The sequence below is a fragment of the Leifsonia sp. 22587 genome (assembly GCF_052044215.1).
In the GTDB taxonomy this organism is placed as follows: domain Bacteria; phylum Actinomycetota; class Actinomycetes; order Actinomycetales; family Microbacteriaceae; genus Leifsonia; species Leifsonia shinshuensis_C.
The window spans coordinates 192,006-217,677 of the sequence record NZ_JBQENB010000003.1 but is presented as its reverse complement, the minus strand read 5'-3'; the positions used below and the strand labels follow the sequence as shown (position 1 = coordinate 217,677).

At 71.8% G+C, this 25,672-nt stretch carries 30 protein-coding genes; 9 read left to right on the top strand and 21 right to left on the bottom strand.

Features of this window, described 5'->3' with window-relative positions:
- Positions 1–20 precede the first annotated feature (20 nt).
- The 4 genes from ACTJI1_RS13150 to ACTJI1_RS13135 are packed head-to-tail and all read right to left on the bottom strand — an operon-like array spanning position 21 to position 2,452.
- Positions 21–677 (bottom strand): NUDIX domain-containing protein, encoded by a 657-nt coding sequence (locus ACTJI1_RS13150; RefSeq protein WP_440742999.1) that lies wholly within the window; start codon positions 675–677, stop codon positions 21–23.
- A 41-nt stretch (positions 678–718) separates the two neighbouring features.
- Positions 719–1,759 carry a YihY/virulence factor BrkB family protein gene (locus ACTJI1_RS13145; protein WP_440742998.1) on the bottom strand — a complete coding sequence of 347 codons (1,041 nt, stop codon included), beginning with the start codon at positions 1,757–1,759 and terminating at the stop codon, positions 719–721.
- Positions 1,749–2,027, bottom strand: coding sequence for a hypothetical protein (locus tag ACTJI1_RS13140; RefSeq protein ID WP_440742997.1), 279 nt, complete (start codon positions 2,025–2,027; stop codon positions 1,749–1,751). Before ACTJI1_RS13140 ends, ACTJI1_RS13145 begins: the two co-directional genes overlap by 11 nt.
- On the bottom strand, positions 2,024–2,452 hold the full coding sequence (locus tag ACTJI1_RS13135) for a phage holin family protein (RefSeq protein WP_440742996.1): 429 nt from the start codon (positions 2,450–2,452) through the stop codon (positions 2,024–2,026). Before ACTJI1_RS13135 ends, ACTJI1_RS13140 begins: the two co-directional genes overlap by 4 nt.
- A gap of 86 nt (positions 2,453–2,538) precedes the next feature.
- Between ACTJI1_RS13135 and ACTJI1_RS13130 the strand changes: the two genes are divergently transcribed.
- From ACTJI1_RS13130 to crcB, 3 genes are read left to right on the top strand one after another with little or no spacing between them, the layout of a single operon-like run.
- Positions 2,539–3,063 (top strand): universal stress protein, encoded by a 525-nt coding sequence (locus ACTJI1_RS13130; RefSeq protein WP_310132828.1) that lies wholly within the window; start codon positions 2,539–2,541, stop codon positions 3,061–3,063.
- Positions 3,063–3,509 (top strand): fluoride efflux transporter FluC, encoded by a 447-nt coding sequence (locus tag ACTJI1_RS13125; protein ID WP_440742995.1) that lies wholly within the window; start codon positions 3,063–3,065, stop codon positions 3,507–3,509. The genes ACTJI1_RS13130 and ACTJI1_RS13125 overlap by 1 nt, the downstream gene beginning before the upstream one ends.
- On the top strand, positions 3,506–3,877 hold the full coding sequence (crcB, locus tag ACTJI1_RS13120) for a fluoride efflux transporter CrcB (RefSeq protein ID WP_440742994.1): 372 nt from the start codon (positions 3,506–3,508) through the stop codon (positions 3,875–3,877). The genes ACTJI1_RS13125 and crcB overlap by 4 nt, the downstream gene beginning before the upstream one ends.
- Before the next feature lie 12 nt (positions 3,878–3,889).
- On the opposite strand, the gene ACTJI1_RS13115 is transcribed toward crcB, so the two are convergent.
- Positions 3,890–4,252, bottom strand: a complete 363-nt coding sequence (locus ACTJI1_RS13115) for a nuclear transport factor 2 family protein (protein ID WP_310132833.1) — start codon at positions 4,250–4,252, stop codon at positions 3,890–3,892.
- 47 nt (positions 4,253–4,299) lie between these two features.
- Between ACTJI1_RS13115 and ACTJI1_RS13110 the strand changes: the two genes are divergently transcribed.
- Entirely contained in the window at positions 4,300–4,803 is a 504-nt protein-coding gene (locus ACTJI1_RS13110) for a hypothetical protein (RefSeq protein ID WP_440742993.1), read from the top strand.
- A 19-nt stretch (positions 4,804–4,822) separates the two neighbouring features.
- On the opposite strand, the gene ACTJI1_RS13105 is transcribed toward ACTJI1_RS13110, so the two are convergent.
- The gene (locus tag ACTJI1_RS13105; RefSeq protein ID WP_440742992.1) at positions 4,823–5,293 is read right to left on the bottom strand and encodes a MarR family winged helix-turn-helix transcriptional regulator; all 471 of its coding nucleotides are present in this window, start codon (positions 5,291–5,293) and stop codon (positions 4,823–4,825) included.
- Positions 5,294–5,437: 144 nt separating this feature from the next.
- On the opposite strand from ACTJI1_RS13105, the gene ACTJI1_RS13100 reads away from it, so the two are divergent.
- The 3 genes from ACTJI1_RS13100 (at position 5,438) to ACTJI1_RS13090 (ending at position 9,423) form a co-directional block, all read left to right on the top strand.
- Entirely contained in the window at positions 5,438–6,643 is a 1,206-nt protein-coding gene (locus tag ACTJI1_RS13100) for an MFS transporter (protein ID WP_440742991.1), read from the top strand.
- Between the two features lie 48 nt (positions 6,644–6,691).
- Positions 6,692–7,633: a hypothetical protein gene (locus ACTJI1_RS13095; RefSeq protein WP_440742990.1), complete on the top strand. Its 942-nt coding sequence runs from the start codon at positions 6,692–6,694 to the stop codon at positions 7,631–7,633.
- An 89-nt stretch (positions 7,634–7,722) separates the two neighbouring features.
- The gene (locus tag ACTJI1_RS13090) at positions 7,723–9,423 is read left to right on the top strand and encodes a chaplin family protein (RefSeq protein WP_440742989.1); all 1,701 of its coding nucleotides are present in this window, start codon (positions 7,723–7,725) and stop codon (positions 9,421–9,423) included.
- Positions 9,424–9,522: 99 nt separating this feature from the next.
- Here ACTJI1_RS13090 and ACTJI1_RS13085 read toward each other — a convergent pair whose 3' ends face one another.
- From ACTJI1_RS13085 to ACTJI1_RS13040, 10 genes are all read right to left on the bottom strand, one after another.
- Positions 9,523–9,861, bottom strand: a complete 339-nt coding sequence (locus ACTJI1_RS13085) for a ParB family protein (protein ID WP_440742988.1) — start codon at positions 9,859–9,861, stop codon at positions 9,523–9,525.
- 143 nt (positions 9,862–10,004) lie between these two features.
- Positions 10,005–11,045 (bottom strand): NAD(P)/FAD-dependent oxidoreductase, encoded by a 1,041-nt coding sequence (locus ACTJI1_RS13080; RefSeq protein ID WP_440742987.1) that lies wholly within the window; start codon positions 11,043–11,045, stop codon positions 10,005–10,007.
- The gene (locus ACTJI1_RS13075; RefSeq protein WP_440742986.1) at positions 11,042–11,569 is read right to left on the bottom strand and encodes an isoprenylcysteine carboxyl methyltransferase family protein; all 528 of its coding nucleotides are present in this window, start codon (positions 11,567–11,569) and stop codon (positions 11,042–11,044) included. The genes ACTJI1_RS13080 and ACTJI1_RS13075 overlap by 4 nt, the downstream gene beginning before the upstream one ends.
- Positions 11,566–12,696 (bottom strand): type III polyketide synthase, encoded by a 1,131-nt coding sequence (locus ACTJI1_RS13070; RefSeq protein ID WP_440742985.1) that lies wholly within the window; start codon positions 12,694–12,696, stop codon positions 11,566–11,568. Before ACTJI1_RS13070 ends, ACTJI1_RS13075 begins: the two co-directional genes overlap by 4 nt.
- A gap of 110 nt (positions 12,697–12,806) precedes the next feature.
- A complete protein-coding gene (locus tag ACTJI1_RS13065) occupies positions 12,807–13,979 on the bottom strand; it encodes a mannitol-1-phosphate 5-dehydrogenase (protein WP_440742984.1) in 1,173 nt (390 codons plus the stop codon).
- Positions 13,980–13,989: 10 nt separating this feature from the next.
- Positions 13,990–14,427, bottom strand: a complete 438-nt coding sequence (locus ACTJI1_RS13060) for a PTS sugar transporter subunit IIA (RefSeq protein ID WP_310132864.1) — start codon at positions 14,425–14,427, stop codon at positions 13,990–13,992.
- Positions 14,424–16,052, bottom strand: a complete 1,629-nt coding sequence (locus tag ACTJI1_RS13055) for a PTS mannitol transporter subunit IICB (RefSeq protein ID WP_440742983.1) — start codon at positions 16,050–16,052, stop codon at positions 14,424–14,426. Before ACTJI1_RS13055 ends, ACTJI1_RS13060 begins: the two co-directional genes overlap by 4 nt.
- A complete protein-coding gene (ptsP, locus tag ACTJI1_RS13050) occupies positions 16,049–17,764 on the bottom strand; it encodes a phosphoenolpyruvate--protein phosphotransferase (protein WP_440742982.1) in 1,716 nt (571 codons plus the stop codon). Before ptsP ends, ACTJI1_RS13055 begins: the two co-directional genes overlap by 4 nt.
- 2 nt (positions 17,765–17,766) lie before the next feature.
- The gene (locus ACTJI1_RS13045) at positions 17,767–18,033 is read right to left on the bottom strand and encodes an HPr family phosphocarrier protein (protein ID WP_121263210.1); all 267 of its coding nucleotides are present in this window, start codon (positions 18,031–18,033) and stop codon (positions 17,767–17,769) included.
- A 48-nt stretch (positions 18,034–18,081) separates the two neighbouring features.
- A complete protein-coding gene (locus tag ACTJI1_RS13040; protein WP_310132874.1) occupies positions 18,082–18,390 on the bottom strand; it encodes a PTS sugar transporter subunit IIB in 309 nt (102 codons plus the stop codon).
- A gap of 201 nt (positions 18,391–18,591) precedes the next feature.
- Between ACTJI1_RS13040 and ACTJI1_RS13035 the strand changes: the two genes are divergently transcribed.
- Positions 18,592–20,496: a BglG family transcription antiterminator gene (locus tag ACTJI1_RS13035; protein ID WP_440743389.1), complete on the top strand. Its 1,905-nt coding sequence runs from the start codon at positions 18,592–18,594 to the stop codon at positions 20,494–20,496.
- 73 nt (positions 20,497–20,569) lie between these two features.
- On the opposite strand, the gene ACTJI1_RS13030 is transcribed toward ACTJI1_RS13035, so the two are convergent.
- From ACTJI1_RS13030 to nucS, 4 genes are all read right to left on the bottom strand, one after another.
- Positions 20,570–21,025 (bottom strand): hypothetical protein, encoded by a 456-nt coding sequence (locus tag ACTJI1_RS13030; RefSeq protein ID WP_440742981.1) that lies wholly within the window; start codon positions 21,023–21,025, stop codon positions 20,570–20,572.
- Positions 21,026–21,130: 105 nt separating this feature from the next.
- Positions 21,131–21,808, bottom strand: coding sequence for an HAD hydrolase-like protein (locus ACTJI1_RS13025; protein ID WP_310132879.1), 678 nt, complete (start codon positions 21,806–21,808; stop codon positions 21,131–21,133).
- 37 nt (positions 21,809–21,845) lie between these two features.
- The gene (locus ACTJI1_RS13020; RefSeq protein WP_440742980.1) at positions 21,846–22,271 is read right to left on the bottom strand and encodes an SseB family protein; all 426 of its coding nucleotides are present in this window, start codon (positions 22,269–22,271) and stop codon (positions 21,846–21,848) included.
- On the bottom strand, positions 22,271–22,966 hold the full coding sequence (nucS, locus tag ACTJI1_RS13015) for an endonuclease NucS (RefSeq protein ID WP_440742979.1): 696 nt from the start codon (positions 22,964–22,966) through the stop codon (positions 22,271–22,273). Before nucS ends, ACTJI1_RS13020 begins: the two co-directional genes overlap by 1 nt.
- Before the next feature lie 59 nt (positions 22,967–23,025).
- Here nucS and ACTJI1_RS13010 point away from each other — a divergent pair, with 59 nt between their 5' ends.
- Positions 23,026–24,072 (top strand): lactonase family protein, encoded by a 1,047-nt coding sequence (locus ACTJI1_RS13010; protein ID WP_440742978.1) that lies wholly within the window; start codon positions 23,026–23,028, stop codon positions 24,070–24,072.
- A 303-nt stretch (positions 24,073–24,375) separates the two neighbouring features.
- Here ACTJI1_RS13010 and ACTJI1_RS13005 read toward each other — a convergent pair whose 3' ends face one another.
- Complete coding sequence (locus ACTJI1_RS13005; RefSeq protein ID WP_440742977.1) at positions 24,376–25,641, bottom strand: MFS transporter; 1,266 nt, start codon at positions 25,639–25,641, stop codon at positions 24,376–24,378.
- Positions 25,642–25,672: the final 31 nt, after the last annotated feature.

Below are 25,672 nucleotides of genomic sequence, written 5' to 3'. Positions count from 1 at the left end.
CCGTCGCCGCATCGCGGCCCTCAACCGAAGAGGTTGAGCGCCGCCCACTGCACGAGGATGACGGTCTTGCCGTCGGCGATACGGCCGTCGGCGACCATGGTGAGCGCCTCGTCGTAGGGCACGACGACCGGCTCGATCTCCTCGCCCTCGTCCTCCAGGCCGCCGCCTCCCGTGATGTCCGCGGGGGTGTAGGGCGCCGCGTAGAAGTGCACGCGCTCGGTGACCGAGCCCGGACTCATGTACAGGTCGAAGAGGTGCGTGAGCCCGCCGATCGTCACGCCGAGCTCTTCCGCCGCCTCCCGGCGGATCGCCTCCTCGGGGCCGTCGCCGTCGAGGAGCCCGGCGGCCGACTCGATGAGCATGCCGTCGGGATGGCCGTTCACGTACACGGGGAAACGGAACTGCCGTGAGAGCAGCAGCGTGCGCCCGACCGGGTCGTACAGCAGCACCGTCGCGCCGTTGCCCCGGTCGTACGTCTCGCGCGACTGGGTCGTCCACTCGCCGGAGCGTCCGCGGTAGTCGAAGGTGGTGCGCCGCAGCACGTGCCAACCGTCCGAGGTGACCTCGACCTCGCGCATCCGGACGTCCGGGTTGCCTGCTAGGTCCATACCGGTGCGGTGCAGGCCGGTGCGGCCGCGGGAGTCGGGGACGTCGTGGCCGGGGCGCGGGTCGCTCATGCTCCGAGCCTAGCGAGCGGGCCGGAGCCGGGCGGAGGAGGTCAGCGGTAGCGGCGACGGATCTCGCGCGCGGCGAGCACGTCGCCCGCGTGCGCCTCCCGCATCTTCGCGAGCGCCTTGTCGGACTTCAGCGGGAGGCGGAGCACGTCGTCCGCCTCGATGCCCGCGACCAGCTCGCGCGCCCGTTCCACCTCGGAGTCGAGCTCCGCGCCGAGCAGCAGCGCGTTGTTCGCGATCCAGATCCACAGCAGGAAGACGATGATGCCGGCCAGTGCGCCGTACGTCCGGTCGTAGTTGCCGAAGTTGCCGACGTAGAACGCGAACAGGGCGGAGGCCACGCCGAGCACGACGATCGCGACGATCGACCCGGGCGTGAGCCAGCGGATGCGCGGGTGCTTGATGTTCGGGGTAGCGGCGTAAAGCACCGCGACCAGCAGCACGATGACAACGACGACGACCGGCCACCGCACGACGGACCAGATCGCCTGGAAGGCGTCACTCAGCCCGAGGAACGCGCCCAGGAACTCGAGGACCGGACCGGAGACGACCAGCAGCAGCGCGAGGAGCGCCATGAGCACCAGCGCGAGCAGTGTCACGCCGAGCTGCACCGGGCGGAGCGTGAAGAAGGTCCGCCCCTCCTGCACCCCGTACACGCGGTTCAGGGACCGACCGAACGCGCCGACGTAGCCCGACGCCGACCAGACGGCGCCGATGATGCCGATCGCGAGCGCCCATCCGGTCGCGGGGGAGGCGGCGAGCGTCTCGATCGGTCCCTTCAGCACGTCGGTCATGCCTGGCGCGAGGTCGTTCACCATCCCGAAGAGCGCGTCGATCCCGGCCTTGCTCTGGCCGACGATGCCCAGGAGGCTGACCAGCGCGAGCAGTGCGGGGAACAGCGACAGGACGGCGAAGTAGGTCAGGCCGGCGGCGAGGTCGGTGCACTGGTCCGTGGAGAAGCTGCGCATCGTGCGCTTGAGGATGAACCCCCACGGCAGGCGGTACCAGGGCTCACTGCGGCGGTCCTCGATGCGGCGGACTGCCTTCGCGCGGGCGCTGCCGACGCCCCCGTCGTCAACGGGCACGCCCGCGCCTCCGGAGGAGCAGGGTCGCGATGCCGGCGGCCGCGCCCACCATGGTCAGGAACACGCTGACGAACACCACGGGGTGGGAGCGGATCTGCACCCGGATGTTGAAGGTCGCGAACAGGTCGTCCAGGGTGCTCGCGAGCTCGTCGCGGGTCACCTCGAGGTCGAGCTTCATCTGGTTGATGCCGGCACCCGGGGGTAGCGGCGGGCGGCCGGCGGGACGCTGCCCCTGGCGTCCGATCGACGGAGTGGTGTCGGAGGTCACGGCTGCTCTCCCTTCAGGGCCTTCGCGTCGGCGCTCAGCTCGCTGCCCAGGTCGTCGGGCACCGGCGGCACGCCCTTCTTGAGGCTGCGCAGCCCGATGAGGCCGACCACGACGGCGATGACGATGAGGATGACGCCGACGATGATCGCCGCCAGCCACGCCGGGAGGATGAGCGCGAAGCCCAGCACGGCCGCAGTGATGAGCACCGCGAACGCGAAGAACAGGAAGAGCAGAGCGCCCACGAGGAGCCCTGCGCCGATCCCCGCCGCCTTCGCCTTGGCGGCCATCTCGGCTTTGAACAGGGCGAGTTCGGTCGCGACCAGCCGGCGCAGCTGGGCGACGAGGTCCTTGGTGAGCTCGGGGAGCGGACGGAGTCCACGGGTGGTACGTCGGCGCTCCCGCGGCAGCGGTGGCTTGTCGGCCATCGGTTCGGGCTCCTCTCGGACACTGGTAGGCCGACCGTACCCCACGCCCAGACGCGAGTGAACCCGTGATGGTGCACACTAGGGGCATGAGCGGCAACGAGATCGCCGGCCGGGGTGGCATCCTCGCGGCCGTGGTCCCCGGGCAGCCGGTCGCGGTGCTGGAGGAGGCGGCGCGGCTCGCGGACGACCTCGATGTGCCGCTGGTCTGCGCCAACGTCGATCCGGACCGCTACGTCGTCTCGAGCTACGTGGACGGAACAGTGGTGGCCCTTCCCTACGATCCGGATCTACCGGAGACGGAGGAGAAGCGCTTCGACCCCGACCTGGAGGCGCACATCCGGCGCGTGCTGGACGGCCGCGGCATCCCGTACTCGTTGCAGCAGCTGGCGGGCGACCCGGCGTGGTGCCTGGCGCGGCTCGCCGACGACATGAACGCGCGCTACATCGTGGTCGGGACGCGCGAGGCGGGCCTGCGGGGCAGCGTGCGCGAGTTCTTCAACGGCTCCATCGCGGTGCATCTGGCCCACCGGCAGCACCGTCCCGTGATCGTGGTGCCGCTGAACCCGATCCCGGGCACGCAGTCGTTCCCGTGGGAAGACCCGCCGGTCTAGTGCCGGCCGACCGCCGTCGAGCGCCCCTGCACCTGCGGCCGCGCTCGGTCCTGCTCGTGTTCGTGGGAGGCGCGCTGGGCACGGCCGCACGCTACCTGCTGACGCTGTCGGTGCCGCCCGTCGCGGGCGTGCCGCTGATCACCTTCCTCATCAACGTCACCGGTGCATTCGTGCTCGGCTGGCTGCTGCAGTCGCTCGCACTGCGCGGGCCGGACGAGGGCGGCCGTCGTGACGTGCGGCTGTTCGCCGGCACGGGCATCCTGGGCGGGTACACGACGTACAGCTCGCTCGCGGTGGACACCGACGGACTGATCGCCGCGCAGAGCGTCGGCCTGAGCATCCTGTACGCCGTGGCGACCATCGCCGTGGGCGCGCTGGCCTCCGTGGCGGGCATCGCCCTCGCGTCGGCGATCGCGCGCCGCCGCACTAGAGGGGGACACGGATGAGCCCGCTGGTGCTGGCGGTCGCTGCCGCGGGCGGCGTGGGAGCCGTCGCGCGCCTCCTCTTCGACGGGGCGCTCCGCTCCTGGCTGCGGACCGGTTACCCGATCGGGACCACGATCATCAACGTGACCGGCTCGTTCCTGCTGGGGCTGGTGACCGGACTCGCGCTCGCCCACGGCCTGCCGCCCGAGTGGCGGGCCGTGCTCGGCACCGGCTTCCTCGGCGGGTACACCACGTTCAGCACGGCGAGCTACGAGACGGTCCGCCTGGCGCAGCAACGACGCTACCGGGCAGCAGCCTTCAACGGCGTCGGGATGCTCGTGCTGGCGCTCGCCGCGGCAGGGCTCGGGCTGTGGCTGGGCCAGCTGTGACCGGTGCGGCGGTCAGTCCTGGTCGGGCTCCTGCTCCATCCACCACTCGGTGAACTCCTCGGCGCGCCCGTCGTGGGCGAGCCGGACGATCCACAGGTTGCTGTAGATCGGGCCCTCGCGGTAGTCGGTCACGCCCTCGACGAAGTACACGGGGCCGTCCTGCCCGAGCAGCCGCCACTCGAACGTCGCGGCACCGGGGTCGTCCTGGGCGTCGAGCCACCCCTCCACGATCTCGAGGTGCCCGTCCCACGGCTCGGCGAACGGTTCGGTGCGGTAGCTCGCATCCTCGGTGAACAGCGCCCGGATGTCGTCGGGGTCGTTGCTCTCCCATGCGCGCCGGTAGAGCTCGATCCAGTTCGTGATCGCGTCCGCCATGCCCCCGTTATACGCCCTGCCGGTGAGGCGCCGCTACGCTGGGCCGCATGGAGGAGCCGTTCGCGTCCTGGTCCGAGTTCAACGTGGCGGTCGCGGGCGCCGGAGCGGCGCTGGGCGGTCTGCTGATCGTGGCGCTCTCCGTCAACATCGCCACGATCGCGAAGTCGGCCGGGCTGGCGGCGCGCGCCGGCGCATCCATCGCCGCCCTCATCCTCGGGGTGGCGCTGTCGTGCGCTGCACTCATCCCGGGGCAGCAGACCGTGGGCTACGGCATCCAAGTCCTCGTCGGGGCGGCGCTGTGCGCAGTGATCGACGTGCGCTGCGGGATCACGGTCGCGCGGGATGCGGTGCGCACCGGTTTCCGGCGCTACACGCTGGAGCGGATCGCCTTCTTCGCGGTGCCGACGCTGGTCTACGCCGTCGCGGGGATCCTGCTCGTCGCATCCACGGCCGGGGCCGCCGGGCTGGTGCTGGTCGCCGTGGGCACCATCGTCGCCATCGTGGCGACCGTCGCGTTCTCGTGGGTGGCGCTCGTCGAGGTGCTGCGCTGAGCCGTCACGCGGAACGCGGTCAGGCCGGCTGCGCCGTCAGCTCGGGCTGCGCGGTCAGCTCCGGCAGCGCGTCGACGAGCGGCGCGAGCTCGGGCACCTGACGGGCGCCGTCGAGCGCGCGGGCCAGCGCGTCGTCGTGCACGGGCCGCGCGGTGTCGAGCAGCTCGTGGCCCGGCCCGGTCAGCTCGGTGTAGATGCCGCGGCGGTCGTCGTCGCACAGGATGCGCGTGAGCAGCCCGCGGTCCTCCAGCCGGTTCACGAGGCGGGTCGTCGCGCTGGGGCTGAGGGCGCTCGCGCGGGCGAGCTGCTGCATCCGCATGTGCCAGCCGTCCTGGCGCGCGAGCGCGTCGAGCACGGTGTACTCGACCACCGACAGCTGCACGGTGCGGCTCAGCTCCCGCTCCAGCTCGGCCTCGATGTACCCGTGCAGGGCGGCCAGTGTGCGCCAGCCGTGCGCGCGCACCTCCACCGCGTCGTCCGCGATGCCCATGGGCGCTCCCTTCGGTGTCCGGCCGCGTTCGGGCCGCGGTCGAAGCAGACGGGGTTGCGCAATGTAGTTGCACGTGCAACTATTTATAGCGCGTCTGCAACTAACAGAGTAGCGCACCCCCACCGCATCCAGAAGGAGACATCCATGCCCGCTGGCCTGATCGCCCTCGCTCTCGGAGGATTCGGGATCGGCCTCACCGAGTTCGTCATCGCCGGGCTGCTGCCGGAGGTGGCGGCCGACTTCCACGTCGACGAGGCCGCGGCCGGGTGGCTGATCTCGGGATATGCGCTCGCGGTGGTCGTCGGCGCTCTCGGGCTGACCGCAGCGGCGACGCGCCTGCCGCGGAAGGCCGCGCTCATCGGGCTGATGGTGCTGTTCATCGTCGGCAATCTGCTCTCCGCCGTCGCCCCGGACTACGGCACGATGCTCGCCGGCCGGATCATCGCGGCGCTCTGCCACGGCGCCTTCTTCGGCATCGGCTCGGTCGTCGCGGCCGGACTCGTCGCGCCCGAGAAGCAGGCCCGCGCCATCGCGGTCATGTTCACCGGGCTCACGGCCGCGAACGTGCTGGGCGTTCCGTTCGGCACGCTGCTCGGCCAGGCGCTGGGATGGCGCTCCACCTTCTGGGCCATCACCGGGATCGGCGTGATCGCCCTGATCGGCGTCGCCCTGCTGGTTCCGGCGAGCGCGGGCGGACGGTCCGCGACCGGGCTGCGCGGCGAACTGTCGGCGTTCCGCTCCGGCCAGGTCTGGCTGTCGCTGGCGGCCACGGTGCTCGGCTTCGGCGGGATGTTCGGCGCCTTCACCTACATCGCGTACACGCTGACCGGTGTTGCGGGCTTCGCATCCGCCGCCGTGCCGTGGCTGCTGATCCTGTTCGGTCTCGGCTTGTTCGCGGGCAACTGGGCCGGCGGGCGGCTCGCCGACCGGTCGATCGACCGCACGCTGCTCTGGTTGCTCGCAGCGCTCGCCGTGGTCCTCGCCGCGTTCGCGCTCGTGGCGGGAGTCCCGGCCGGAGCCATCATCGGGCTCGTGCTCATGGGCGCGTTCGGGTTCGCCACGGTGCCGGCTCTGCAGCTGCGGGTGCTCTCCTCCGCAGCGCACGCTCCGACCCTCGCCTCGGGCGCCAACATCGCCGCCTTCAACCTCGGGAATGCCCTGGGCGCCTGGCTCGGCGGGCTCACCATCGCGGCCGGTCTCGGGTACACCTCGCCGCTCTGGGTGGGCGCGGCGATGACCGTCGGAGCGCTCATCGTGGTCGCCATCGCGGCGGCCTCGGCGCGTCGTTCCCGCAGGCCCGGCGCGGCGCACGCGAGTGCCGATCGGGAATCCGCACTTCCGGTCCCCTAGAACGGAGCGTATAGTCGCCCTCGTCTCGAACGGTCAGGGGGTGATCGTATGCCGGAGCTGGCTGAGAAGGCCCGCCACAGCATCCTCACCCCTGCGCGCGTGCTGGTCGGCTCTCTGATCGCCGGCGCCGGTCTCACCGTTCTCGGCTTCTTCGCCGGAGGGTCCGCCGCCTCGGCGGCCGAACCGGCGCCGCCCGCCGCACCGGTCGGCGCGCTCGTCTCGAGCGTCACCACGGGGGTGGGGGATGCGGTCGGTTCGGTCACCCAGGCGGTGGCACCCGCGCTTCCCGACCCGGTGCAGAGCGTGGTGTCCGCGGTCGTCACCCCGGTCACCGCCACCGTCGACCAGGTGGTCGAGCAGTCGCCCGTCGCCAGTGCGGTGCAGCCGGTTGCCGACGCGGTGGACCAGGTGGTCGCCGCCGTCCCCGTGGTGCGCGACGTCCTGCCTCCCGCGCCCGTCGCGACGGTCACGGATCCGGTCACCGGGACCGTCGACCAGACGGTGTCGGACGTGGTGGGCGCGGTCGACACGGCCGTCGCCCCCATCATCGCGGCGGACGGCGAACAGGCCGGGCCGGAGCCGGGTTCGCCCGCGTCCGAGCTCCCTGGCGGCCTCGACGCGGCGTTGGCCTCTTCGGCGGCGCTCGCGGCATCCGTGCCCGCCCTGCTCGCGGCCTCCGGCACGCGCCTCCCCGGCGGACTGCTGCCGTTCGGCTCGTCGGCCGGTGCCGGTGCGAGCGGTTCGGCGCCTGCAGGCGTCCCCGCGGGAGACCCCTGGGCTCCCGGAGGTGGAGCGCCCGGCGGGCTGCCGGGAGGATCCGCGGGCTCGACGGGCGGCGGAAGCGGCCCGGGCGGAGCTGCGCCCGGATTCGCCGCGACCGCAGACGGCTTCTTCTTCTCCGGGTCCTCGTGGATCCGACTCAGCGGCGCGGCCGCGGACGATCACGTCCCCGCCGGCCCCGTCGCCGACCACGACATCAGCCCCGACTGAGCAGGTCACGGCTGCCGCGCAGGCAGCACATGACCCCTGCCCGGCACTCGTGTGCCCGGGCGACAACTCTCAGTCGAAAGGCATGACCCATGAACAAGTACGTCTCCAGAGGGATGTGGTTCACCCTCTGCGTCGGCGGGCTGTGGCTCGCCGGAACGGCCGCGGCGAACGCGGCCGAAACGTCCGGCGGCGACGGCGTCGCCACCGGCGACCAGGCGGTCGTCGGCATCACCGTCCCCGTCTCGATCTCGGGCACCGGCATCTCCGTCCTCGGGGATGCGACGAGCACCGGATCCACCGCGAGCGCCCCGGCGGCGCCCGCCGCCCCGTCCGCCTCGATCTCTCCCGACTCGGTCGGCGGAGTGCTGAGCGGCGACCAGGCGGTCGTGGCCGTCAGCGTCCCGGTGGACGTCTCCGGCAACGCCGTGAGCGTCGTCGGCGACTCCGCAAGCAGCGGCTCCGATGCGTCCGCTCCGGCGGCCTCCGGGTCCGGGAGCAGCGCGACCTCGTCCGGTTCCGACGGCGTCGGGTCGGGCATCCAGGCGCCGGTCTCGGTCGCCGTGCCCGTGACCGCGGGTGGGAACGCGATCTCGGTGGTGGGCGACTCGACGTCGTCCGACTCCTCGGCGACGGCCCCCGCGGCCGGATCCGGGTCGACCGCGACCGCGTCGGGCTCCGGCTCCGACGGCGTGCTCTCGGGCATCCAGGCGCCGATCAGCGCTGTGGCGCCGGTGACGGCGGGCGGCAACGCGATCTCGGTGCTCGGTGACGCGAGCAGCACGGGATCGACCACGACCGCCCCGTCCGGAAGCGGCTCCGGCGGCGGCGCGACCGCGACCGGCGGCTCGGGCTCGGACGGCGGGATCCTCTCCGGCATCCAGGCGCCCATCGGTGCGGCCGTCCCGGTGACGGTCGGCGGTGACGCAGTGTCCGTGATCGGCGACGCGACCACGTCCGGCTCCACCACGACGGCGCCCGCGACCGGGTCCGGCTCGACTGCGACCGGTTCGACCGCGAACGGCGGCTCGGGCGGCATCCTGTCCGGCATCCAGGCTCCGGTCGACGCTGCGCTGCCGGTGACGGCGGGCGGTGACGCGGTGTCCGTGATCGGCGACGCGACGACCTCCGGGTCGACGACGACCGCTCCGGCGGCCGGCTCGGGCAGCGGAACCACCGCGACCGGAGGGTCGACGGACGGCGGCGTGCTGTCCGGCATCCAGGTGCCCGTCGGTGCGGGCGTCCCGGTGACGGTCGGCGGCACGGCGGTCTCCGGGATCGGTGACGCCACGTCGGCCGGATCGTCCACCACCGCTCCTGCGACCGGCGGCGCCACCGCCGGTGGCGGATCGACAGGCGGGACGAACGGCGGGACCGGAACCACCGGCGGCGGTCTGCTCGACGGCATCGGTCTCCCGATCGGCGTCGACGTTCCCGTGACGGTGGGCGGTGGAGCGATCTCCGTGGTCGGTGACGCCACCACGACGGGTTCGACGACCACGCCGACGACCCCGACGACGCCGACGACCCCGACGACCCCGACGACGCCGACCACCCCGTCGACGCCGTCGGCCGGCGAGCTGTCGGCACCGGCGACGGTCGCCTCGACCGGGGGTGCCACGGCGCTCGCGGGCGGCGCGATGTCCGGTGCGATGTCGGGTACCACGGCCCTCGCCTCGACGGGGTCGGACGACCTCGGCCTCGGGGCGCTGGGTGCGCTGCTGGCGCTCCTCGGAGTGATGCTCGCCTTCACCACGGCCGGTCGCGGCCGTCGGCACCACCACCTGCGGTGAGTGCCCGCGCCCGCTGAGCGCGGGTGATGTCTTCCCGGCACGCCGGCAACCCCAGCCGCCGGCGTGCCGGGAATTCGCGCGCCCGCAGCCGTTCCCGGCTCAGAAGCCGATCGGCCGCCCCGGGGTCAGCGGCTTGTCGTTGCCCACGAAGGCACGGCCGCCGTTGTACGCGCGCTCACGCCGCTGCACCTCCGCGAGGAGGGCCTTGTTGAGCATCTCCGACCAACTGCTGTCCCGTTCATCGAAGGACGTCCGGCGGTATGCGGCTCGCGCCCGGTTGCGCATCGCGTCGGTCAGGTAGAAGGTCACCGTCGTGCGCTTCGGGGGCCGCTTCGAGTGGCCGGGCGCATCTGCCGTCGGCGGGGCGGACGACGGTCGCACCTCGGCTCCGGTTGCAGGGGTCAGGGTCTCGTCGCCGGTGTCAGCGGGATCGTCCATGGCTCACCTTCCGTATCTCGAATGTCCATCATCGATCTCACATACTAATTGGCAGCGACGACCGCGGACCAGTATCCACAGCTGCTACGCATGCTTTAAAAGCCCGATAATGCAGGCATTTTGGAGGAGCGCGAGGAGGGTCGTTAGTGCGACAAGCGCTCGACGATCGAGCCGAAGAGCTCCGGGCGACGCGCCGCGGTCGGCACGATCCGGGGCCGGAAGCTGGAGCGGGCGGCCACCACGAGGGCCGACGTGAGCATCCGGAAGTCGCGGGTCGTCGCGCGCCACGCCCGCTCGTACTGCTCCGTGCTGCCGGCCCGCACCGCGGCGACCGACGCCCTGGCCTGCGCGAAGCCGACGCGCATCCCCTCGCCCGTGAGCGCATCCACGTAGCCGGAGGCGTCGCCGGCGAGCAGCACGCGCCCCGCGGAGCGCGACCGCGCCCGCTGGAGGAGCGGGCCCGCACCGCGCGGGTCCGAGACCGACGGCACACCGTCGAGCCGTCCCGCGAGCTCGGGGATCCCGGCGATCACCTGATCGATGTCGAGCGGACGGGAGCCGAGCACCGCGACCCCGACCGTCCGGTCATCGACCGGCGTCACGTACGCCTCGGCGCCGTGCGACCAGTGCACCTCGACCAGGGACGTCCACGGCTCCACGCCGAAGTGCTTCCGCAGCCCGAAGCGCCGCCGCTGGGCCGCCTGCGCCCGCCCGTCGAGCCCGGCCATCCGGCGCACCGGCGAGTGCAGCCCGTCGGCCGCGATCACCCACGGCGCCTCGACGGTCTCGCCGGTGCTCAGGGTCAGCGTCACCCCGTCCGCGGTCTGCGATAGAGCGGTCACCTTGGCGTGGATGCGGTGAGCGCCGAGCTCAGCGGCCCGCTCCGCGAGCGCCTGGTGCAGAACGGTGCGCCGCACCCCGCGACCCGGACGCTCGGCGAACCGGTGCTCGACGCGCGAGGCGCCGTCCAGGTACGCGATGCCGTCGAGCCGGCGGCCGTGCGGGTCGACGCCGATCCGGTGCAGGGCGGCCAGCGCCCCCGGCATCAGGCCCTCGCCGCAGGCCTTGTCGATGGGGCCGACGCGCGGCTCGACGAGCACCACGTCCATCCCGTCGATGCGCGCCTCGATCGCGCACGCCAGTCCGATCGGGCCGCCGCCCACGACGACGACGTGCGGTTTCATGCGGGCGCCGGGGATCCGACCACGGTCGCGAGCGCCCGGTTCTCGCAGCGGATGCGGACGACCAGCAGCCAGGCGTTCAGCACCGTGAACGTCAGTGCTGTGATCCAGGCCGTGTGCACGAGCGGGAGGGCGAACCCCTCGACCACCACGGCGACGTAGTTGGGGTGGGTGAACCAGCGGTACGGGCCGCCGGTCACCAGCGGCAGGTCGCGCACGACGATCACCCGGGTGTTCCAGCGCGGACCGAGGGTCGCGATGCACCACCAGCGCAGCGCCTGGCTGGCGAGGACGAGCACGAGCATCGGCCAGCCGAGCCAGGGGAGGAACGGCCGTCCCGCGAACCACACCTCGGCGAGGCAGGCGAGCAGCAGTCCGGTGTGCAGCGCCACCATCGCGGGGAAGTGGCCACGACCGAACTCGACGCCGCCCCGCGCGAACGACCACTTCGCGTTGCGGGTGGACACCACCAGCTCGGCGATGCGCTCGGCGCCGGTGGCCAGCACCAGGACGGTGTACCAGATCATGCAGCGGCGTCCGGGGCCGAGACTTCCGCGACCGTTAGCGGTGCGAGGATCGTCCGCTCGGCGCCCTCCGCCCAGCGCAGCAGCACCAGCTCGCTCGTCACACCGGGCCCGAGCGCGAACAGGAGCCCGATCGTGCCGGCGGGATGCGCATCCAACTGCTCGGCGAGCACATGCAGCACGGCCGCCGACGACAGGTTGCCGACGTTGGCCAGCGAGCGCCAGCTCGCATCCAGCGCCCCCTCGGGCAGGTCGAGTGCCTGCGAGAACGCCTCGAGCACCTTCGGGCCGCCGGGATGCGCGGCCCAGGCGCCGACGTCGGCGACCTCCAGGCCGTGGGCGGCGAGGATGCCGCGGGCGTCCCCGGCGAAGTTGCGCTCGATCACCTCGGGCACGCCGGCGCTCAGCACGATGCGGAACCCGGTGCCGCCGATGTCCCAGCCGATCACGTCCGCGGTGTCCGGGTAGATGTGGCTGCGGGTGTCGACGACCTCGGGGCCGGCGAGACCCAGCTGCTCGGCGCGACGCTCGCCGACCATCACGACCGCGGCCGCCCCATCGCCGAACAGGCCGCTGGCGACGATGTTGGCCATCGAGTCGTCGCTCGCCTGGACGGTCAGCGAGCACAGCTCCACCGACAGCAGCACGGCGACCTCGTCGGGATGCCCCGCCAGGTAGTCGTTGACACGGGCGATGCCCGCGGCCCCGGCGACACAGCCGAGCCCGAAGCTCGGGAGGCGCTTCACGTCGGACCGCAGGCCCAGGCGCGAGACCAGCTGCGCGTCGATGGAGGGCGCGGCGATGCCGGTGACGGAGGTGAAGAGGAGGAAGTCGACGTCGGCCGGTTCGAGCCCGGCGGAGGCGAGCGCGGCCGTGAGAGCGCGCTCGGCGAGCGAGGTCCCCTCTGCGATGAAGTAGTCGTTGGACTCCTGGAAAGACGCCAGCGAGCTGTACCGCTCCAGCGGCATCACCAGGCTCCGCGTCTGCACCCCCGAGGAGGCGTGGATGCGGCGCATCACCTGCTGCCGCGCAGGGTCCGACGTGATCATCGCGAGCAGCGCAGCGGTGATCTCCCCTTGGCTGTAGCTCCGGGCGGGGAGCACCGGGGCCACCGACACGATTCGGCTCACATGCGAAACGTACCACCGGGTCCCGCCACCGGCACCGGCGGTCGGCGGATACCCAGCGGGCGGTCGCGCCACCCCGTGAGGAGCCGCGCGACCGCCCGCAGGAGAAGGGCTCAGCGGGCCCGGTGGATGCGGTCCTGCTGCGCCTCCGAGACCACGCCGACCAGCGGGTCGTGGAGGGCGGATCCGGGCTCGACGCCCATCACCTCTTCGACGATCGCGGCCGGCTCCGCCTCGTCGAGGAGGCGCTGCAACTCGACGCTCTGCGTGTCCTCCGCGACGTCGAACCGCAGGGCCGCGCCGATCGCGGACAGCAGCGCGGCCGGGACGCCGCCGACGTGCTCCGCGTAGTCGGACGCCGGGCCGATGAAGCGGTCGTTGCGCCCGAGCTTGCGGATGGGCTCGCGGCCGACCCGCGTCACCTCGTCCACCAGGTACGGGTTCGCGAACCGCCCGAGGATCTTCTCGCGGTACGCCGCCAGATCCGCCTCGGCCAGGCCGTGCTTCGCCGACAGCGCCGCGGACGTCTCCCGCAGCGCCGCCTCGGCGGCCTCGCGGACCGCCGGGATGGCGATCGCCTCGCTGATCGTCGTCGCCCCTTCGAGGAAGCCGGTGTACGCGACCGTCGCGTGGCCGGTGTTCACCGTGAACAGCTTGCGCTCGATGTACGGGCCCAGCGAGTCGACGAAGTGCGCGCCGGGGATGCGCGGCTCGTGCCCGCCGAACGGCGTGCGGTCGACCACCCACTCGTAGAACGTCTCCACCGTGACGTCGACGCCCGCATCGGCGGCCTGCGCCGGGACGATCCGGTCGACGGCCGTGTTGGCGAAGACGGCGCGTGCGGCCAGCTCCTCGCGGGTGTCGTCGTCGGGGAGGCCGTCCATCAGCTCGGCGGCGAGCAGGTCGGTCGCGCCGATCGCGTTCTCGCACGCCATCACGGCGAGCCGGGGCGCGTCGTCGGCGCGGGCCGCCAGCCCGCGGGCGATGACCGGTGCGACGAAGCGCAGGATGCGCGGGCCGACCGCCGTCGTGACGACGTCCGCCGATGCGATCTCCGCGACCAGCGCATCCTCATCCGTCGCGCTGTTGATCGCCCGGAAGCCGGTCACGGTCTTCGTCTCGGAGTCCTCGCCGACGAGGTGCACGTCGTACGAGTCCGCGGCGCCGAGCGCGTCGATCAGCTCGGCGTTGACGTCCGCGAACACCACCTCGTACCCGGCTTCGTGGAGCAGGAGCCCCACGAAGCCGCGTCCGATGTTGCCCGCGCCGAAGTGGACGGCCTTCACGATGCGCTCCTCACTCGTTGACGTCGCCGAGCAGGGCGAACAGCGCGTCCGCGTCCGGGGCGTCGATCAGCTTCTGCACGTCGTCCTCCTCCGAGAAGAGGATCGCGATCTTCGACAGGATCTCGAGGTGCTCGTTGTTCTGCCCGGCGATGCCGACGACGAACCGCACCTCCTCGCCGCCCCAGTCGAGCGGCGAGGAGTAGCGGATGAAGGAGAGCGCCGACCGCTTGATCTCGTCCTTGGACTCGTTGGTGCCGTGCGGGATGGCGAGGCCGTTCCCCATGAAGGTGGAGACGGTGTTCTCGCGGTCCTGCATCGAGTCGACGTAGCCCGGTTCGACGGCGCCGGCTGCGACGAGCAGTCCACCCGCCTCCCGGATCGCGTCCTCCCGCGTGGTCGCGGTGCCCGCGGCCACGACGTTCGCCCGGTCGAGAATGGTGTCGGTCATTTGGTGGCGTCCTCCGGGGTCTTCTGCTGGCTGGCGACGAGGTCGACGACCTCGTCGTACTTGGGGCTGTTCATGAAGTTGTCGACGGACACGTGCACCGAGTTCGGCGACTGGCCCTTCGCGCGGTCGGTCAGCTCGCGCTGCGTGATGACCAGGTCGGCCGTCCCGTCGAGGTTGCTGATCGCCTGGTTGGTGACCGTGACGCCCTCGACGCCTGCCTTCTTCATCTTGTTCCGCAGCACGGATGCGCCCATCGCGCTCGAGCCCATCCCAGCGTCGCACGCGAACACGATGTTCTGCACCAGTCGCTTCGTGGCGTCGCCCTGGGCGTCTCCGGTGTCGTGCTCGCCCTCCTGGACGAGGCCCTCGAGCACCGACGACTGCTTGCCCTTGTTCGCCTCGGTCTGGGCGACCGCGGCGGACAGGTCGCCGGCGTTGCCCGCGGCGAGGTCGCGCTTGCGGCTGGCCCGCAGGATGATCGACGCGACGATGAAGGACACCGCCGCCGCGAGCACCACGGAGAGCGTCACACCCACGAAGCTGTCCGCGGGGGTCTGCAGCAGCACGGCGATGATCGAACCCGGGGAGGCGGGGGCGCGGAGGCCCGAGCCGAAGGTCACGTTCACGGCGATGCCGGTCATGCCGCCGAGGATGGCCGCGATGATGATCATCGGCTTCATCAGCACGTACGGGAAGTAGATCTCGTGGATGCCGCCGACGAACTGGATGAGGGCGGCGCCCGGAGCGCTGGCGCGGGCGATGCCGAGACCGAAGATCGAGTACGCGATCAGGATGCCGAAGCCGGGGCCGGGGTTGGCCTCCAGCAGGAACAGGATCGACTTGCCCGTCTGCTGCGCCTGCTCGACGCCGAGCGGGGTGAGCACGCCGTGGTTGATGGCGTTGTTGAGGAACAGCACCTTGCCCGGCTCGATGAGGATGCTCGCGAAGGGCAGCAGGTGCGCCGAGACGAGCCAGTTGACCGCGCCGCCGAGCACCGAGCTCAGCCATTCCACGATCGGTGCGATTCCGAAGAACGCGCCGATCGAGAGCAGCATGCCGACGATGCCTGCGGAGAAGTTGTTGACCAGCATCTCGAAGCCGGCCTTGATCTTGCCCTCCCACAGCATGTCGATGCGCTTCATGATCCACGCGCCGAGCGGGCCGAGGATCATGGCGCCGATGAACATCGGGATGGTCGAGCCGACGATCACACCCATGGTGGCGATGCTGCCGACCACGCCGCCGCGGACGCCGTAGACCATGCGGCCACCGGTGTTCGCGATGAGCAGGGGCAGCAGGTAGGTGATCATCGGGCTGACGAGTCCGACGTACTGCTGGAACGTGTGGCCGCTCGGGTCCTGCGCGAGCACGGTCTGCGCGCCCTGCCAGCCGACCTTCGCCGAGTCGCCGAAGCCGCCCAGGATGGGGCTGATCGCCCAGCCGGTGTTCTGCAGCCAGCCGGTCGCGATGAAGAGAGCGGTGATGAATCCCCAGGCGATGAACGCCGGGATGTTCGGCATCACCATGTTGGAGAGGAAGGTGCCGAACCGCTGCACGTGGACGCGCGCGCTGTTGGGCTTCTTCGGGGTCGACGCCGTCGCCGACGTCTGTGTCGCCGATGTCATTCTGGTGCCTCGTTTCTGTCCTGGGACGTGAATCGGTCGGCGGCCGCTCGGACCGCCTCCCGGGCTTCGGCCGCGCCGTCGGCGGCCAGGGCGGTCTCGGCCAGGGATCGGGCCTGGCCGAGGGTGTAGCGCTTCAGGGAGAGTCGCACGTCGGCGAGCGCCGCCGGCGACATGGAGAGGGTGGTGGCGCCGAGGCCCACCAGCACGACGGCGAGCAGGGGGTCCGCCGCCGCCTCGCCGCAGATGCCCACGGGCTTGCCGGTCGCCGCACCCGCTGCGCCGACTTCGCCGATGAGGCGGAGGACGGCGGGATGCCACGGGTCCTGGAAGCCGGCGACCGAGCCGAGCAGGCGGTCGGCCGCGAGGGTGTACTGCGTGAGGTCGTTGGTGCCGATCGACGCGAAGTCGGCCAGCGGGAGGATGCGGTCGGCGAGCAGCGCGGCCGACGGCACCTCGACCATGACGCCGACGGTCTTCAGGCCGTACTCGCGGCCGAGCTCCGTGAAGTAGCGCGTCTCCTCGACGGTGGACACCATCGGCGCCATGACCCAGAGGTCGGCGTCGGTCTGGGCGTCCGCTTCGGCGAGGGCGGTGAGCTGCTCGCGCAGGATGTCCTCGTTGGCGCGGAGGGAGCGCAGCCCGCGGAGCCCGAGCGCCGGGTTGTCCTCGTGCGCGTCGTTGAGGAACTCCAGCGGCTTGTCAGCGCCGGCGTCAAGCACACGGACGACGACTTTCCGGCCGCCGCTGAAGGCGCGCAGCAGGGCGAGGTACTGCTCCCGCTGCTGCTCGACGGTGGGCGCCATCCGCTGGTCGAGGAAGAGGAACTCCGTGCGGAACAGCCCGACGCCCTCCGCGCCCGCGGCGATCGCCGCCTCGGCGCCCTCGGCCGAGCCGAGGTTCGCCAGCAGGGGGATGGCGGTCCCGTCGGCCAGGGCGCCCGGCTCCACGCCGCCGGCGAGCGCCGCGGCCCGCTCCTCGATGCGGCGCTGCGCGTCGGCACGCTGCTCGTCGGTGGGCGAGACGGTGACGGTGCCGGAGGCCGCATCCACGATCACCTCGTCGCCGTCGGAGAGCCGGTCGGCGTCGTCGGCCCCGACGATCGCGACGATCGACTTCTCCCGCGCCAGGATGGCCGTGTGCGAGGTCGGTCCGCCCTCCTTCGTCACCAGGCCGAGCACCTTCGTCAGGTCGAGCAGGGCCGTGTCGGCAGGAGCGAGGTCGTGGGCGACCAGGACGTACGGGGTGTCCGAGTCCGGAACGCCGGGAGCCGGCTTGCCCTCCAGCGCGGCGACGACGCGCTGCGAGACATCGTCCAGGTCGCCGGCGCGCTCGCCCATGTAGCCGCCGAGCTCCTTGAGCATGTCGCGGAACACCGCGAACCCCTCGAAGACGGCCCGCTCGGCAGTGCGGCCGCTGTCGATCCGCGACGCGACGTCGTCGGCGAGGGTGGAGTCCTCCGCCATCATCGACTGGGCCTCGAGCACATCGGCGGCGGTGCCCTGGACGGTGGATGCGCGCCGGCGCAGGTCCGCGGCGACCGCGGCCACCGCCTCCTGGACGCGTGCCTTCTCCTCGTCGGGGGTGCGGGTGCTGGGCTGGTCGGAGGGCTCGGGAAGCGGAGCGGACATCCGGAGCACCGGGCCGACGGCGACGCCCTGGCCGATGCCGGCGCCGCGGAGCAGCGTGGCTGATTCGTTCGCGTTGGCGGTCATGATCAGGCGTCGTGGTCCGTGGCCAGGATCTCGGCCAGGTCGTCGAGCACGGCCTCGCCGTCGGCGGCGTCGGTGGTGAGCACGATCTTGTCGCCGTGGTCGATGCCCAGCGAGATCACTCCGAGGATGCTGCCCGCGTCGACGGTCTTGCCGCCCTCCTTGGTCAGCTTCACCTTCGCACCCGAGCCGTTGACCGCCTCGACGAAGAGCTTCGCCGGGCGGGCGTGCAGCCCGTGCGTCGATCCGACGGTGATGATCCGTTCAGCCATGGTTCTGATCTCCTTCGCTCGGTGTCGGCCGGAGGCGGCCGCCGTCTCTCATAGTGTCGTCGCCTGGGCGCTGAGGGCCAGGTCCAGCGCGCTGTCGCCGTCGAGGGCGGCCGGGGAGACGGGAGGGAGCACGGCGACGGCGGTGCCGGTCGCGGCGGCGCGTTCACGGAGGCCAGGCACGGCGTACTCGAGGTGCGCTCCGACGAGGACGACGTCGACGCCGGTGAGAGACTCCAGCTGGCTGGCGCTGCCCGGCTCGACCTCCACGACGGCTCCGCGGCTGCGTGCCGCGCTGCGCAGCTTCACGGCGACGAAGGTGCTGGACGCACCGGCGCCGCAGACGACCACGATCCTCATCGATCTTGCCTTTCCGGGTGACGCAGGGCCGCATCCATCGATGCGGGGAGGTGCTGGGTGGAGCTCATGGGACGACAGTCATGGTCCCTCCGGGCGGCGGGACGCTTCCAGCAGCGTTTCTTCCGGGGGTGCGGAAACATCGCCGGAACGCCCGGTCGCGGGCGCGAGGGGTGGTTGACTCGTGACGGGAAGGTGATCGCGGTGGCGCTCTCGGCGAAGCAGACGAGGATGCTGGACATCCTGGCGCGTCGTGCTGCCTGGGTGACGGCCGGCGAACTCGCCCACGACATCGGCGTGACGACCCGCAGCATCCGCTCGTACGCGGCCGCGCTCGGGGACGTCGTCGAGTCCGGTCCCAGCGGATACCGGGTCAAGCCTGACGCGTACGCCGCCTACCTGGCGGGCGACGGCAGCTCCGACACCGGGAAGGCCGGGTCGCCGCAGGAGCGGCTGGTCTTCCTGGCGCGCAGGCTGCTCGACGAGCCGGACGGCATCGACGTCTACGAGACCGCCGAGAGCCTGTTCGTCTCGGACTCCACCATCGAGTCCGACCTGACACGGATGCGCGGGCTCCTCACCGGCACCGAGCTCACCCTCGAGCGGCACGGCTCGGCGGTGCAGCTGCTCGGACCGGAGATCGCGCGGCGGAAGCTGCTGAGCCGCCTGTTCCGCGACGAGATGCGCCAGAGCGTGATCGACGTCGCGCGCATCCAGGAGGCGTTCGGCGCGGAAGGGCTGGCCGAGTTCAAGTCGGACCTCGTCGCGATGCTCGATGCGCGCGGGTTCTTCGTCAACGAGTACGGCATCAACGACGTGCTGCTGCACATGGCGGTGGCGCTCGACCGGGTCGCCAAGGATCGCGTCCTCCCGACAGTGGATGAGCCGGAGACCAGCGAGACCATCCAGTCGCTCGCCCACGACCTCGGCGAACTGATCGAGCGGCGGTTCGGCACCACGCTCGACACGACCGAGCTGCGCTACCTCGCCATCCTGATGCGCACGCGGGTGATCGCGCCCGGGGCCGGCCGCGACCCGATCGAGGAGTTCGTCAGCTCCGCCCACCTCGACGTCGTCCGCGGCATCATCGACCGCGCCTCCAGCGAGTACCTCGTCGACCTGCACGACGAAGACTTCATCGTGCGCCTCAGCCTCCACGTGCAGAACCTCGTCGCCCGCGCCCACGAGAACACGTACTCGCGTAACCCCCTGACCCGGTCGATCAAGAGCTCGTACCCGATGATCTACGAGCTCGCCGTCTACATCGCCAGCCGTCTGCAGGCCGCCGAGGGCATCGCGGTCAACGACGACGAGATCGCCTACATCGCCATGCACGTCGGCGCCTACCTGGAGCAGCAGTCGCGGCGGCGGGACGCGGTCACCTGCGCGGTCGTGTGCCCCAACTACTACGACATGCACATCCTGCTGCGCGACCGGCTCGAGAGCACGCTCGGCGACGAGCTCGACATCACCAGCGTCATCACCTCGACGGACGTGGACTGGGAGGAGCTCGACGCCGACCTGGTGCTGACCACGATCGACCCGCGGGGGAGGCGCGAGAACACGGTGATCGTGCAGCCGTTCCTCACCGAGACGGACGTGGAGCACATCCGCCAGGCGGCGTCGCGCATCCGCCGCCAGCGTCACCGCGCGCGCATCAAGAGCGAGCTGCTCGAGTACTTCGACGAGAGCCTGTTCCTGCGCAACTTCTACGCCCGCGACCCGATCACCCTCATCCGTGCCCTCGGGGACCGGATGATCGCAGCCGGGGCGATCGACCAGGAGTACGTCGACCAGACCGTCGAGCGCGAGCAGATGTCGTCCACGGCGTTCACCGACTCGCTGGCCGTGCCGCACGCGATGACCATGAGCGCGAAACGCACCGCCATCGCGATCGTCATCAACGACACCGCCATCGACTGGGGGGATGCGCGCGTCAACGTGATCGCGTTCATCGCGTTCTCCGCCGCCGGGCGCGCGTCGTTCCAGACGGTTTTCGACCAGTTCGTCGAGGTCTTCTCCGACCGGGAGGCCGTGCTCGGCCTCATCCGCCGCGCCGACACCTTCACGGCCTTCATCGACGAGCTCGTCCGCATCATCGACGCCTGACGCCGCTCCCGGAGAAAGCGGACCGCCCACCGTCGCGTGGACGGTGGGCGGCCCGTGCGCTACGAGGAGCGCGTCACTGGTTGGCGGTCACGGCGTACGTGACGGAGACGCCGGGGGTCTTCACCGCGACGGTGTACTTGTCGTTGGTGTAGACGGCGGCGCTGTCCGTGGCGCCGGGCTGCTCGGTGTAGCCCTTGGCCTTCAGGGCCGACTGGGCGTCCGCGAAGGCGTCCTTGCCGGACGGCTGCACGGTGACCGACCAGCCGTTGTCCTTGTCGCCGCGGGCGACCACGACGGTGCCGTCCACAAGGGGGACGTCGTCCTTCGGGAAGTCGGACGGCAGCTCCTCGGAGGTCGCCCCGGAGTCGGAGGAGTCCGAGGACCCGGAGGTCGCCTGCGCCGAGGACGAGGAGCCGGCGGTCTGCGGGGTGACGTAGTTGCTGTTCCCGGCGGTGGAGCACCCGGCCAGGGAACCGATGGTCAGGGCCGCGACGATGGCGGCCGGAACGAACGGATTACGTGTGCGCATGATGATTCCTAGTGCTGTATGAGGTGCGGTTTCGCAACACATCAGCCTACCCGGGCAGCCGTGGCGCGGCCTAGTCCCGTCCTCGGGCCCGTTGAGAGGCCCCCGTCAGCCGAGGAGGAGGGACCGGAGCTGGTCGGCCGAGTGCACGACGGCGATCGCGCCGGCGGCCTCGGCGGGGGAGCCGTAGCCCCACTCCACGAGGATCGTCGGCAGGCCGTGTGCGGCGGCGCCCTCGACGTCGTACTGGCGGTCGCCGACCATCACGGTGTGGTCGAGGTCGACGCCGCGCTCCTCGAGCCGGCGCAGGGCCTCGGCCACCACATCCGCCTTGGCGCTGCGGCTCTCATCCTCGGTCGCGCCGGTGATCACCTCGAAGTACTGGGCGAGGCCGAAGTGCTCCAGGATGCGCGTGGCCTGCAGCTCGGGCTTGCTCGTGGCCAGCGCGAGCGGGATGCCGGCGGCGTGCAGCCGCTCCAGCAGTCCGCGGATGCCGGGGAACACGGCCGAGTCGAAGGCGCCGTGCTGCGAGTAGTCGGCGCGGTACACGGCGAGCGCGTCGCGCGCCGCAGGCTCCGTCATCCCGCCGAGCTCCTGCAGGGACTCCAGCAGCGGCGGCCCGACGTACTCGAGCAGCTGGGCGGGGGAGGGGACCGGCTGGCCGAGCGTCGCGAACATGCGCGCGAGCGAGGAGGTGATGCCGGGGGCGGAGTCGGTGAGGGTTCCGTCGAGGTCGAACAGGATGCAGGTCCACGTCCGGGTGACGGTGGTGGTCGGGTTGGTCATAGCGGTCCTATGGTATGTGACGTTTCTGAGCGCCGGTTCAGTGCTCGCCGAGGGCGGACTCGATGTGCGAGCGCGCGACGACCATGGTGTGCTCGGCGCCCGGATCGAACTGAACGGCCACGAAATCGGCGGTGCGGATGAAGCCCAGCGCCTCCACGGCCGGCACGATCACGGCCTGCACGGGAGCGCCGTCGCCCTCGGCGGTCTGCGCGACGGCGGCGCGGAGCGCGCTCGTCGAGGTGAACAGCGGCAGCACGGGCTCCCCGGTGGTGGAGCTGATGGTGCGCAGGCGGGTGTCTTGCGGGGTCGACCCCGTCACATCGACGACGAGCCCGCCCTTCGTCGCCGCGGCGAGCAGCGCATCCAGGTTCTCCAGCGTCGGCTCGGCGGCGATGGCCGCGAGCGCCTTCCGGACGGGCGCGTTCTCGTAGGTCTGCGGGAACCGGGGTCGGGGCTTGGCCATCAGAACAACCTGCTGTCGCTGTCGTCGAGGCCGCGCATCGCGTCGTAGTCGAGCACCAGGCAGCGGATGCCGCGGTCCTCGGCGAGCGTGCGGGCCTGGGGCTTGATCTCCTGCGCGGCGAACACGCCGGTCACCGGCGCCAGGTGCGGGTCGCGGTTCATCAGCTCGAGGTAGCGGGTGAGCTGCTCCACCCCGTCGATGTCGCCGCGGCGCTTCAGCTCGACGGCGACCGCCGCGCCCGCCGCGTCCCGCGCCAGGATGTCGACCGGCCCGATTGCGGTCATGTACTCCCGGCGCACCAGCACGTGCCCGTCGCCCAGGAGGTGGATCTGCTCCGCGAGGAGCTTCTGCAGGTGGGCCTCGACGCCGTCCTTCTGCAGGCCGGGGTCGACGCCCAGGTCGTGCGCGGTGTCGCTGAGGATCTCGTGGATGGACACCACGAGCATGTCCGCCGTCTTCGCCTGGGTGACACGCCACACCTCGCGGATGCCCGCGGCGGCCTGGAGCTCGTCCGGCTCGTCGACGGTGAGGGTGCAGGGCGGGCTCATCCAGTTGAGCGGCTTGTACGACCCGCCGTCGGAGTGGACCAGGAGGCTGCCGTCGGCCTTCAGCATCAGCAGCCGCGTGGCCAGCGGCAGGTGCGCGCTGAGCCGCCCGGCATAGTCGACGGAGCAGGTGGCAATGACGAGACGCACCGGAACATCCTACGTGCAGGGCGCCGGGGCGCACCCGGGCGCGGTGGTTGGATGGGCGCATGGCCCGCGAACTCCTCATCGGCACGTACACCGAGACCCTCCCGCACGTCGACGGTCACGCGGAGGGGGTGCTCTCGGCGAGCTTCGACGGGACCGCCGTGTCGGACGTCGCGGTCGCCGCCCGGGTGACCAATCCCTCGTGGGTCGCGGTCGCGCCGGGCGCCGCAGCGGTCTATGCCGTGAGCGAGACCGAGCCGGACGGACGCGTCGTCGCCTTCGCGCGCGCGGCCGATGGCGCGCTCACCGAGCTCGGCTCCGCATCGAGCGGCGGGGCGTCGCCCGCCCACCTCGTCGTGCATCCCGAACGCCGCCTGCTGGTGACCGGGACGTACGGCAGCGGCACGGTGTCCGTGTACGCGCTCGGCTCGGACGGCTCGCTCGGGGAGCGGACCGCGTTCATCCAGCACGAAGGCCGCGGCCCGGACCCCGACCGCCAGGAGGGGCCGCACGTCCACCAGCTGAGCATCGACCCGGTGACAGGGGACGTCGTCGTTGTCGACCTCGGGCTGGGCGAGGTGCGCTGGTACCGGCTGTCGGACACCGGGTCGCTCGCCCTGCGGCCCGGTGCGACGGTGGTCATCGGGTCCGCGGGTCCCCGGCACCTGGCGTTCCACCCGGACGGCGCACACGCGCTGCTCGTGAACGAGCTCGACTCCAGCATCGACGTGCTCCGCCGCGAGGGCGACCGCTTCGTCCGGGTGCAGAGCACGACCACCCGCGCGGACGGCGCCACCGGCGACAACGCCCCCGCGGCGGTGTGCGTCACGGCATCCGGGACGACCGTGCTGGCAAGCAACCGCGGGGACGACACGATCGCGGTGTTCGCATTCGACCCGGACGCCTCCCGGCTCACGCTGGTCGCATCCGTGCCCGTCGGCGGCCGGTCGCCGCGCGACCTCGTCATCGCTCCCGACGGCGACCGCGTGCTCGCGGCCTGCCAGGACAGCGACGAGGTCACGGTCTTCGCCTTCGACGAGCCGACGCGGAGGCTCACGCCGCTGGGCGCATCCCCCGTCCCGACCCCGGTGCGCCTCGCGTTCGTGTGAGCGCGCGCGCCCGCTTCGCGATCGAGTCGTGAGTGGATGCGCGAATCGCGCGCGAGTGGTGACTTGATGTCGCTACTCGCGGCGACGCGACCTCTCCGCGAACCCGTGCGCGCTTCGAGTCGTGAGTGGATGCGCGAATCGCGCGCGAGTGGTGACTTGATGTCGAAACTAGCGGCAGCGAGCTCTCCGTGCGACTCGGCGCCGGCCTCGAGTCGTGAGTGGATGCGCGAATTCCACGCGAGTGGTGACTTGATGACGCAACTCGCGAAGCGGCCCGCGCCCGTTCCGCACCCGCCCCGCGGGTCAGGCGGGCTCGGCGGCCTTCTGGCGGCGGTCGGCAGGCGGCGCCGACACCGGGCGCACGGCCGGCGCCGCGAGGAACGCCGCGACCAGCAGCGCCAGCACGAGGAACAGTGCGTTCAGCAGCCCGAAGTGCTGCCCGAGGAAGCCGATAAGCGGCGGTCCGGCGAGGAACGCGCAGTAGCCGATGATCGCCACGGCCGACACGCGGGCGGCCGGGTTCGCCGCGCCGTCCGCGGCGGCCGACATGCCGAGTGGGAAGCCGAGCGACACGCCGAAGCCCCAGAGCACGGTCCCGATCACGACGACCCACATCGGTCCGCCGACGATGAAGAGCACGAGTCCGACCGCCCCCATGCCGGCCGTGATGCGGATGGCGGCGACGCGTCCGATGCGGTCCACGATCGGTCCGCCGACCACGCGGCCGACCGTCATCGCCGCGACGAAGAAGCCGAAGACGACCGCGCCGACCGAGTTCGTCTGGCCGTGTCCGTCGACGACGGCCAGCGAGATCCAGTCGTTCGCCGAGCCCTCGCCGAACGCCATCCCGAGCATGACCACGCCGATGAGGATGAGGCGCCAGTCGGCCCACACCGCCAGCGAGGTGCGGAAGCGCTCGCCGAAGGGGATGCGTTCCGTCTGCTCCGCGTCGTCCCCCAGCTCCGCCTCGCGCGGGATGAAACGGATCGCCACCACGGCAACGACCACGATCACGACCGCGATGCCCAGCAGGTGCCAGGCGACCGGCACCAGCAGCCAGGCGGCGAGCGCGCCGATGCCGGCGCCGAAGACCGTCCCGAGGCTGAAGCACGCGTGCATCAGGGGCAGCAGCGTCTTCCCGATCTCGCGCTCGACCGCCGTCGCCTCGACGTTCATCATCACGTCGACCATGCCGTTGCCGAAGCCGAGCAGGATGAGCCCGATCGCGACCAGCGGGACGCTGTGGAACGTGGTCGACCCGAAACCGATGCTCAAAGTTCCGATGGCCACGATGACGAGCCCGCCGACCATCCCCTTGTGCGGCCCGAAGCGGACGAGGAGCGGCGACGACACCGAGAGGCCGGCGATCGCGCCGACCGACATCCCGAGGATGAGGAGGCCGACCGCGGACGGGTCCTTGCCGAGTCCGAGGTCGTCGCGGACGCCCGGGATGCGCGCCACCCAGGTGGCCATCGCGAGCCCGCTGAGGATGAAGATCACGAACACGGCGTTGCGCCACGCGGTCAGCTCTCGGCGGGTGCGCGTCGGGGCGGAGGTCGGCTGTGACATCGTCGCTGTTCCTGAGTGTCTGGTGGCTCGA